The following is a 7,934-nucleotide window of genomic DNA, read 5'->3' as shown; positions in this document are numbered from 1 at the left end:
CTTTCGAGCCTATCATTGTCTGTAGAGACGACAGTATCCGTCCAGTTATACAGTGTTTCTGCTTTCCTGTCCCTTTTCAGGGTAACGACTTTCGCTTTTTCTCATATCCCATACCCTCTGTCACATCGTTTGACTTTGCAGTCATCCTACTGCTTATGCAGATGACATAGGGCTTACCAAGTTCCACTTTCTACAGATGCAATAGGGTTAGGCAGGTTCTTTACTCCGGGCAAGATGCGGGACGTATCAGAGCAGCATTATGATTCTACTTTTCCTCTTGCAACCGACAGACTCGTTACCAAGAATGCCGTTTCAGATGGAGATCATCTTTGCGTCTAGATGAGTAGCGTTAGCTACACTGTAAGAAAGCGACTTCTTGTCGCACCATAATGTGAGTTATCGGAAATTATAACTTACAAAAAAACAGTTGGAATAATAACCAACTGCTTTTTGTAGGATGTTTTAATTTTCTATGTTATTCACTTTAAAATTTCTTGGTTATCCCAATTTTTCAAAGCCCATACTACATCATCATTTTCATTGAGCGTAACTTCATCTAAACCTAACTCTATAAAATTCCTGTTTACAAAAACAGCCCAATGTATATTTTTCTTTGGAATTGAATGGATACCATTTATAGATATAATATTCCCTTGGGATTCTTCTATGTTAAAGGCCCTTTTTGTTACTTCGTATAATGTCTCACCTTCTTGAAATGAAACTTCTTTTGAAGCAATCGTCTCGTTTTTATCATTTACAATTCTAAAAGTACTCGTCATCTCTAATGCGTGCGTAGGGGAATAAACAAAAAAGAGGAATAGTGGTAAAGATATTAATATCTTTTTAATAAGCATTTTTGAATCTCCTTTTAACGTATTTTTCATATTATGAGCACTTTAGTGAAAATTATAATTTTTAAATATAGTTCAGTGTTTGATATGCAACAGAAAAAACTCCCTGGTGTATTTGGGGAGTTTTTTCTGCTTTTCTAATGAATATCATATATGAACTTAGTTACAATAAGGAATATTATTAGAACCAAAAATTATGGAAATCAAATGTCTTATAAGCACTTTCTTATAAGATTATGATGGATATTATTAGAAATAAAAGTACACCCTAATAAAGAAATGGGAGGTGTAAGATGTCATTAAAAAAACAATGGTTAATTAATATAGCTATGATATTACTGACATGGTTGTCACTACCTTTTTTAGGGAAACGTAACATAAAAAGATTTCTTCCCGCCTCACTCCTTATTGTTCTTATAGAAGGCATAAATGTTCAATTTGGAAAGAAGCGAAAATGGTGGGTTTTTTATAATAAACCTAAGTCTTATTTGTCAGGAGAATTTCCTTTTAATATAGGTCCACATCTAGTTGGTTCCATGTGGATATTAAAATGGACATATGGGAATTTTAAAGCATTTATTTTACTTAATGCCATTGTAGATGCTATCTTTACATTTCCACTTGTAAACTTTTTAAAAAAACTGAAAGTTGTTAGATTAGTTAGGTTAAGTAATTCAAAGTTTTTCTTTTATATCTTTTATAAAGCATTTCTACTGTATGGGTTGCAATACCTTTTTGGAAAGAGGAATAAATAAAAATCTGTCCATCAACTGCTTTTTTATTAATAAAATTTTATATGATGAGCAAACTACACAAGACGCCGTGAGGCATCAGCGAAAATCCTTATTGCAATAGAGCAGAAAAAACCTACCTCTTTGGATTGGGAAGAGATAGGTTTTTTTCTGTTTTTAAGGTGTATAAGATATATATTCTTAGTTAATATAATTACTCTTCAAGGAAGCAAGAAAGGAAAAGAACCCTTGGGGCAGTGGGATTCCATCAAGAATTCTTTTTCCGAAATATGCAGCTTTTTATACACCTTTGATATGACTACGTTCTTTGGGTAGTTGAAAGAAACGAGAATGTATAAAAAGCGTACATTTTATACATATGATTAATCGGAAAAATGTATTCTTTATAGAAAAATGTGTTATTATTTACTAATATTTCTACCTCATGACAAATATTAGCTGAAAAAAGCAACCTCGCTTGCCAATTGTCGAGGTTGCTTTTTATTTTGTTAACGGTAATAATTCCTTTAACAGCTTGTAGCAGATTTAAGTACCTTGTCCATAGGAATATAAACAACGGAAGAGACAGAGCATAAATTTAATAGGAATCAACGGGTTGTAATTTTTGCTTAACTCTAATATTTGTTATGGTAAATAACCTTCCAATAGTAATTTGAGGTAAAGGAAATTAACTGGTTCATAGGAAAAAGTCCTGAAATAAAGTTTCAGGACTTTCGAATAACGAACATTATCAATATATAATAACACTTTTTTCGAAATTATCCATTAATTTAATATATTTTTGTGTAATTTAGCGAAAGTTTTTTAAAGGGAAATTTTCATTTAAAAAGACTCAATGCAAGGTCATGAAAAAAGTATTTATATATTAGGGAAATAAATAATATTGATAAGGAAGTAACAAGAGTCTTTTTAATAAAAGTATCCCCTTGTTTAATAGCCATGTTACTCCCTATATAATTTCCTAATATATTTCCTAAAATCATAGGAATACCTTTTAATAGCAGTACATGTCCTCCTATTATGAAGGCAATTAAAGCCCCAATATTAGAAGCAAAATTAAAAATTTTAGATGTAGCCGAGGCTTCCAATAATGTAAATTTCACTACATAGTGAAATAGAATAATCATTAAGCTACCCGTTCCAGGTCCAAAGAACCCATCATAAAATCCTGCTGTGAAACAAACAAATAAAACAATAAATAAAGCTAACTTTCCACTAGGCATTGAAGCCCCAGAAGTATGCTGTTTTTTAGGTAAAATTGTTAGAATAAGACCAATTGGAAATAAGAATACAATAATTTTTCCTACAAGTTCCTCATCGAAAAAAAGGATAAGTTTAGCGCCAACATAAGCGCCTATTATTGCTGTTATAATACCGTAACTTGCAATTTTCCAAACAATTTTCTTATTTTTCATATAGTTTCTTATAGCTACCATGGTTCCAATTGTTCCTACTAGTTTCTCCTGTGCAAGGGCAGTTTGGGCAGGAAACCCTGCTAAGATGAAGGAAGGGACCATAATTAGTCCACCTCCACCAGCGACACTGTCAATAAATCCTGCTAGGAAGCAACAAAAAAATAACACTAAAGTTATGGTTATACTACCATCAAATATCTCTGCCATCGCAATCACCATCTTATAATTTATATTTTAAATTAAGCCTTTAATACATAAGGTTTTTCATTCTGAGCAGGAATCCCCCTATTTAAATCTTTAATCCCAAATAGTCGAATCATCCATCTATCTATACCATTAAAATTAGGGGTAAAACCTTCACGAGAGTGAAGTGTCTTTTGGTTTCGGAATATAACATAATCCCCTGGTTGAAGAACAAATTTATTGATTTTATCACTGCTATCTATAATTGATTGAAACTCTTTTAAGGCAGCTTGGGCTAGCTCTGTATGGCCCTCAACATTTTGTTTGTCATACCTCGAAATAAACCCTAGTTCTTGACTATAAGAAAGGATAGGCAATAAATCCGTTTTCACGTCCATACCAACGAATGAGGCTGGACGTTTTATAATGAATTGAGATTTTTGTAATTCTTCTAAAGAACTTTTTGATAGATATTTAATCACATCGTCTAGAAGCATAACCTTTGTAGGAACAGATACATTTGATCTTAAACTGTGTAAAGAAAGATACTCTGGGCATCCAGATAAGTCATTTACAGGTTCGGTTATTAACGGAAGGTCTGGATTATCGACGTGCATACCAAATTCTATTTTAGATCCATGAGAACTGATATCAGAAATAGCTGCTACTGAAGGTGAAACATGTCTCACAATGTAACCATCGTTTTCTCCCTTGTAAGTAATAGGGTTAACTTCTAAAACCCCCATCATTGCAAAGGATAAAGCTGTCGAAAGGGGTAAATCATCTAGTCTGCAATAGCCAGTATAAGGAGTAGGGGGTAAGTTTTTCTCAATAGGAAAATTCCGAACAACTAAAATATGATTTTCTCCATTTTTAAACTCTTCCACTTTTTGCTTGTGAGTAGAGTCTGCAAACATTATTTGTTCCAACACAAAACCTAATAAGTTTTTTACTTTCAAAAAATAGCTCTCGTCATTTGTAGTGTGGAATGGTAACAAAGTTTGAAGCTTCTCTTTCTGTTCTTCACTCAAATAGATCTCGTTTACACCAAGGGTATTACCTAGCTTGTTTGTCTTTGTCATTGTTACATTCAATTTTTTCATCTCCTTTGTGATTTTTAGTTCAAAAATTTTACATTTAAATCCAAACAATTACATATTCTATAAGTAATATTTTTAGAAATCAACATTTATTTGAAATTTTTAGATTATTTTGTAAAAATGTTGACTTAATTTGTATATAATTGTATTATTTTAAAATTGATAGAACATTTAGACAAAGGATGGTGCTATAACTTTATGAGTAACAATCATAAGACTATAGGATTTATTGGAACAGGTGTAATGGGAAAAAGCATGGCTGGTCATATTTTAAATGAGGGTCACAAAGTATTGGTTTATAACCGTACTCAATCACGTGCTAAAGAATTAGTGGATAAAGGAGCAGTATGGATAGACACAGTAGGTGAATTAGCTGAACAATCTGATATTATCATCACTATGGTTGGATACCCTCAAGATGTAAAAGAAGTTTATTTAGGGGAAGAAGGAATTTTAAATAAAGCTAAAAAAGGCACATATGCGATAGATATGACAACTTCTAGTCCTATACTTGCACGTGATATTCACTCAAAAGCGATAGAGAGAGGAATACATACACTGGATGCTCCTGTTTCTGGGGGAGACGTAGGAGCACAACAAGCAAAGTTAGCTATTATGGTAGGCGGACTAAAAGAAGACTTCGACTATGTTAAACCTATTCTTGAATTAATGGGTACTAATATTGTGTTACAAGGTGGACCTGGATCAGGTCAACATACTAAGGTGTGTAACCAGATTGCCATTGCATCTAATATGATAGGTGTATGCGAAGCTATTTTATATGCTGAAAAGGCTGGTTTAGATCCAAATGTAGTGTTACAAAGTATTGAAACAGGTGCGGCAGGCAGTTGGTCTTTAAGTAATTTAGCTCCAAGAATGATTAAAGGAGACTTTGAACCAGGTTTTTATATTAAACATTTTATTAAAGATATGAAGATTGCTATAGAAAGTGCTGAAGAAATGAAATTATATACGCCAGGGCTAAAATTAGCTAAATCTTTATATGAAAAGCTTGAAGAAGATAAACAAGAAAATAAAGGAACTCAAGCTTTATACTTATTATTAACCAATCAAGTAGCTACTGTCTAACAACACTTAATTATGCGAAGCAAATACAAAGTGAGGATATTTTCTATATAGATTCACGTTTGTATATCGAAAGGGAAGAAGTATATTGATTACGAAAATGGAACATATAGCTATTATAGTTGCTAGTATGGAGGATTCTATCAGATACTATTCAGACATGTTTGGATTTAAAGTTCGTCTTCAAGGGGCTTCTGAAACAAAAGAGATGGCGTTTTTATATTTGAAAGAACAGCCCAACATGGAGATTGAGTTGATCCGAGATATAAATCCGATTGGTGAGTATAGTAAAAGTGGAGTTGTAAATCACCTTGCATTTACAGTAGAGAATATTAACGAAGCAATTAATCATTACAAGGAAAAAGGGATTGAATTTTTATCCTCTGAACCCCAACCAACACTTGAAGGTGGACGTATGGTTTTATTTTACGGGCCTAACAATGAATTATTGCAATTCACAGAACGAGTAAAAAACTAGAATTATTCAAATAATGGGATTGTCTTACAAAACACTATAAATTTAGATTTTTATTTATAAATTACTCATAAAATTTTATATTTTTATCAAATTAATCAGGGCGTTGTGCAGCATCAATCCTCAAATAAGTTGCGTGTAACGGAAGAAACTACTGATTTAGCATTGGTAGTTTCTTCTGTTTTTATCCTATATAGAATTCATTAATCAATATAGCTATTGCCTATATAAGGGATTATATAAAAGTGGACAGGGGACGGAATCGTCGAAATCTAAAACAATCCTTTAAAAGTCAATTAGTTTAGATCCTCTTTAAATGCACTCATTTTTTAAAATTCCACTTCATATATATGTATCTATTATTACAAATTTGAAATTTTTTCGTATGAAACCATGACACTATTTATTAAAAATTATTTAAGGTGAGGAAACTTGAAAGAGAAAAAAATATATTTACAGGAGAGATTGATGGAGATAAATAAATCAATGATGGATTTACATATAGAAAGGAGAAAACTACGTAAAGAGTTGAAAAAACTACAAGACTTAGATCAGATGGTAATTAGAAAAGAAAATAAGAGGCAACAAGCTATTGCCGAATCAATTTACCTATTGAAAAGTCACCCTAACAAGAGGATGAAATCTAAAGATATTTTACAACATTTAAAAGATACTATAAATTATAATACAGATAGTTTCGCATCCATTTTTCGAACTATTCAACAAGTTGAACCTCATATTAATCAGGTGAAACGTGGATATTATATCTATAAAATTTGATTAAACATTCGAAGAAAGAGATTTAAAGGTAAATACTATATAAAATTGCAAGTATATGACATGAAAAGTTAGTTAACATAATGGATCTTAACGGTAGAAAATGAAATATCACCTAACTTAATAGTTAGGTGATATTCGTATGTATTATAATTTATTATATTACTTTAATTATGTACCTGCATAAATGGAGAAAAATGCTCATCAAATTTGGTAGGAATAAATTCAATGAATTCATAATTAGCAACTTTATTAATAAAAAAGGGATCCTCAGATACAATTTTATCCACTTCATCTTTTGAAGTAGAATTGACTAGAATAGCCCCACCAGTTCTGGGATTCCTTCTTCCTGAAATAATGAATTTCTTTTGCTCATAATACTTATCTAAAAATGCAACATGACTTTCCAAGAACTCTTCAACCACTTCAATTGGTTTAATATAATTCACTAATACAAAAAACATATATTGATCCTCCATTTTTTATTATGTCTAAAACATTTTACCATAAAAAGGATTTATCGAAGAATAAATAAATGAATACGATATACAAAACGAGTTAACATCAACACCATTTATAGACAGTAATGTTTATGAAAAGTTCTATCCACTGTCTCATCAATTCATCTTATTTTTGATTACGCATATCTTTTTTTATTTGTTTCATAATAAAGAGGAATGAATGAAGAAAGGAAGCGAAATCAATATGCAAAACTTGACGGAGCTAGAAGTAGAGAATTTGCGTCATCTTATCGGAGCACATGGAACACTGATTAATAAATTAGAACAATACGCACAAGAATGCAATGACCCACAGCTTACAGCAATGCTACAAAAAGATGCACGTGATGCTAGAAATACAAAACAACAGCTCATTTCATTTTTAGGATAGGAGACAGATAAAGATGAATGAAAAGGATATCGTGAATGATTATTTAGCAGGTCTTAATGCAAGTTTAACAGGTTACTCCAATATTATTAGCCAAACAAATAACCAACAATTATATGAGACACTTATCCAAATACGTAATCAGGATGAGGTACGTCAACGTAATGTGTATGAGTATGCAAAACAAAAAAACTATTATCAACCAGCTGCTCCAGCAAATCCAACGGTTGTACAACAACTTAAAAATCAATTACAACAAGGATAAAAGAAACTACCTAAGCATTGAACTGAACCCGAAAAGTTAGACCCTTTATCTAAGCAGCGAATGAGGATTGAATTCTGTATTCTACAGGGGTCAATCCTTTTAATTTTACTTTTATTCGTTTGTGGTTGTAATAAACAATATA

At 31.7% G+C, this 7,934-nt stretch carries 11 protein-coding genes; 6 read left to right on the top strand and 5 right to left on the bottom strand.

The genetic code is table 11. The features are described from left to right. Window positions 1-479 precede the first annotated feature (479 nt). A complete protein-coding gene (locus ACN6NE_RS30540) occupies window positions 480-854 on the bottom strand; it encodes a DUF4430 domain-containing protein (RefSeq protein ID WP_165351651.1) in 375 nt (124 codons plus the stop codon). Between the two features lie 290 nt (window positions 855-1,144). Between ACN6NE_RS30540 and ACN6NE_RS30535 the strand changes: the two genes are divergently transcribed. Next, the gene (locus ACN6NE_RS30535) at window positions 1,145-1,606 is read left to right on the top strand and encodes a hypothetical protein (protein WP_129703838.1); all 462 of its coding nucleotides are present in this window, start codon (window positions 1,145-1,147) and stop codon (window positions 1,604-1,606) included. A gap of 815 nt (window positions 1,607-2,421) precedes the next feature. On the opposite strand, the gene ACN6NE_RS30530 is transcribed toward ACN6NE_RS30535, so the two are convergent. Together ACN6NE_RS30530 and ACN6NE_RS30525 are read right to left on the bottom strand one after the other, a co-directional pair. Further along, window positions 2,422-3,225, bottom strand: coding sequence for a sulfite exporter TauE/SafE family protein (locus tag ACN6NE_RS30530; protein ID WP_474329297.1), 804 nt, complete (start codon window positions 3,223-3,225; stop codon window positions 2,422-2,424). A 32-nt stretch (window positions 3,226-3,257) separates the two neighbouring features. Next, on the bottom strand, window positions 3,258-4,295 hold the full coding sequence (locus ACN6NE_RS30525) for a TauD/TfdA family dioxygenase (RefSeq protein ID WP_474329295.1): 1,038 nt from the start codon (window positions 4,293-4,295) through the stop codon (window positions 3,258-3,260). 204 nt (window positions 4,296-4,499) lie between these two features. Between ACN6NE_RS30525 and ACN6NE_RS30520 the strand changes: the two genes are divergently transcribed. The 3 genes from ACN6NE_RS30520 to ACN6NE_RS30510 all read left to right on the top strand — a co-directional run bounded on the left by ACN6NE_RS30520 (window position 4,500) and on the right by ACN6NE_RS30510 (window position 6,642). Next, window positions 4,500-5,390, top strand: a complete 891-nt coding sequence (locus ACN6NE_RS30520) for an NAD(P)-dependent oxidoreductase (protein WP_474329293.1) — start codon at window positions 4,500-4,502, stop codon at window positions 5,388-5,390. A gap of 85 nt (window positions 5,391-5,475) precedes the next feature. After that, a complete protein-coding gene (locus ACN6NE_RS30515) occupies window positions 5,476-5,865 on the top strand; it encodes a VOC family protein (RefSeq protein WP_474329291.1) in 390 nt (129 codons plus the stop codon). Between the two features lie 429 nt (window positions 5,866-6,294). Further along, complete coding sequence (locus tag ACN6NE_RS30510; RefSeq protein WP_129703830.1) at window positions 6,295-6,642, top strand: Rok-like winged helix domain-containing protein; 348 nt, start codon at window positions 6,295-6,297, stop codon at window positions 6,640-6,642. A 164-nt stretch (window positions 6,643-6,806) separates the two neighbouring features. Here ACN6NE_RS30510 and ACN6NE_RS30505 read toward each other — a convergent pair whose 3' ends face one another. After that, the gene (locus tag ACN6NE_RS30505; protein WP_474329288.1) at window positions 6,807-7,103 is read right to left on the bottom strand and encodes a YciI family protein; all 297 of its coding nucleotides are present in this window, start codon (window positions 7,101-7,103) and stop codon (window positions 6,807-6,809) included. A 241-nt stretch (window positions 7,104-7,344) separates the two neighbouring features. Between ACN6NE_RS30505 and ACN6NE_RS30500 the strand changes: the two genes are divergently transcribed. Then, window positions 7,345-7,530 carry a hypothetical protein gene (locus tag ACN6NE_RS30500; protein ID WP_013060044.1) on the top strand — a complete coding sequence of 62 codons (186 nt, stop codon included), beginning with the start codon at window positions 7,345-7,347 and terminating at the stop codon, window positions 7,528-7,530. Between the two features lie 13 nt (window positions 7,531-7,543). Next, window positions 7,544-7,792, top strand: a complete 249-nt coding sequence (locus ACN6NE_RS30495; protein WP_129703826.1) for a spore coat protein — start codon at window positions 7,544-7,546, stop codon at window positions 7,790-7,792. A 49-nt stretch (window positions 7,793-7,841) separates the two neighbouring features. Here ACN6NE_RS30495 and ACN6NE_RS30490 read toward each other — a convergent pair. Continuing rightward, window positions 7,842-7,934 (bottom strand): IS3 family transposase (locus tag ACN6NE_RS30490; protein WP_157842248.1); only part of this gene is annotated, 93 nt, incomplete at its 5' end.

The organism is Priestia sp. 53B2, assembly GCF_056099005.1.
The sequence above is the reverse complement of the archived record's forward strand: the minus strand, read 5'-3'. Positions and strand labels throughout refer to the sequence as shown.

What these genes read in the sequence shown, in the direction of transcription:
- ACN6NE_RS30520 (WP_474329293.1), top strand. Translation starts at nt 4,500, where the DNA reads ATGAGTAACAATCATAAGACTATAGGATTTATTGGAACAGGTGTAATG.
- ACN6NE_RS30530 (WP_474329297.1), bottom strand. Translation starts at nt 3,225, where the DNA reads ATGGCAGAGATATTTGATGGTAGTATAACCATAACTTTAGTGTTATTT.
- ACN6NE_RS30540 (WP_165351651.1), bottom strand. Translation starts at nt 854, where the DNA reads ATGCTTATTAAAAAGATATTAATATCTTTACCACTATTCCTCTTTTTT.
- ACN6NE_RS30535 (WP_129703838.1), top strand. Translation starts at nt 1,145, where the DNA reads ATGTCATTAAAAAAACAATGGTTAATTAATATAGCTATGATATTACTG.
- ACN6NE_RS30495 (WP_129703826.1), top strand. Translation starts at nt 7,544, where the DNA reads ATGAATGAAAAGGATATCGTGAATGATTATTTAGCAGGTCTTAATGCA.
- ACN6NE_RS30505 (WP_474329288.1), bottom strand. Translation starts at nt 7,103, where the DNA reads ATGTTTTTTGTATTAGTGAATTATATTAAACCAATTGAAGTGGTTGAA.
- ACN6NE_RS30500 (WP_013060044.1), top strand. Translation starts at nt 7,345, where the DNA reads ATGCAAAACTTGACGGAGCTAGAAGTAGAGAATTTGCGTCATCTTATC.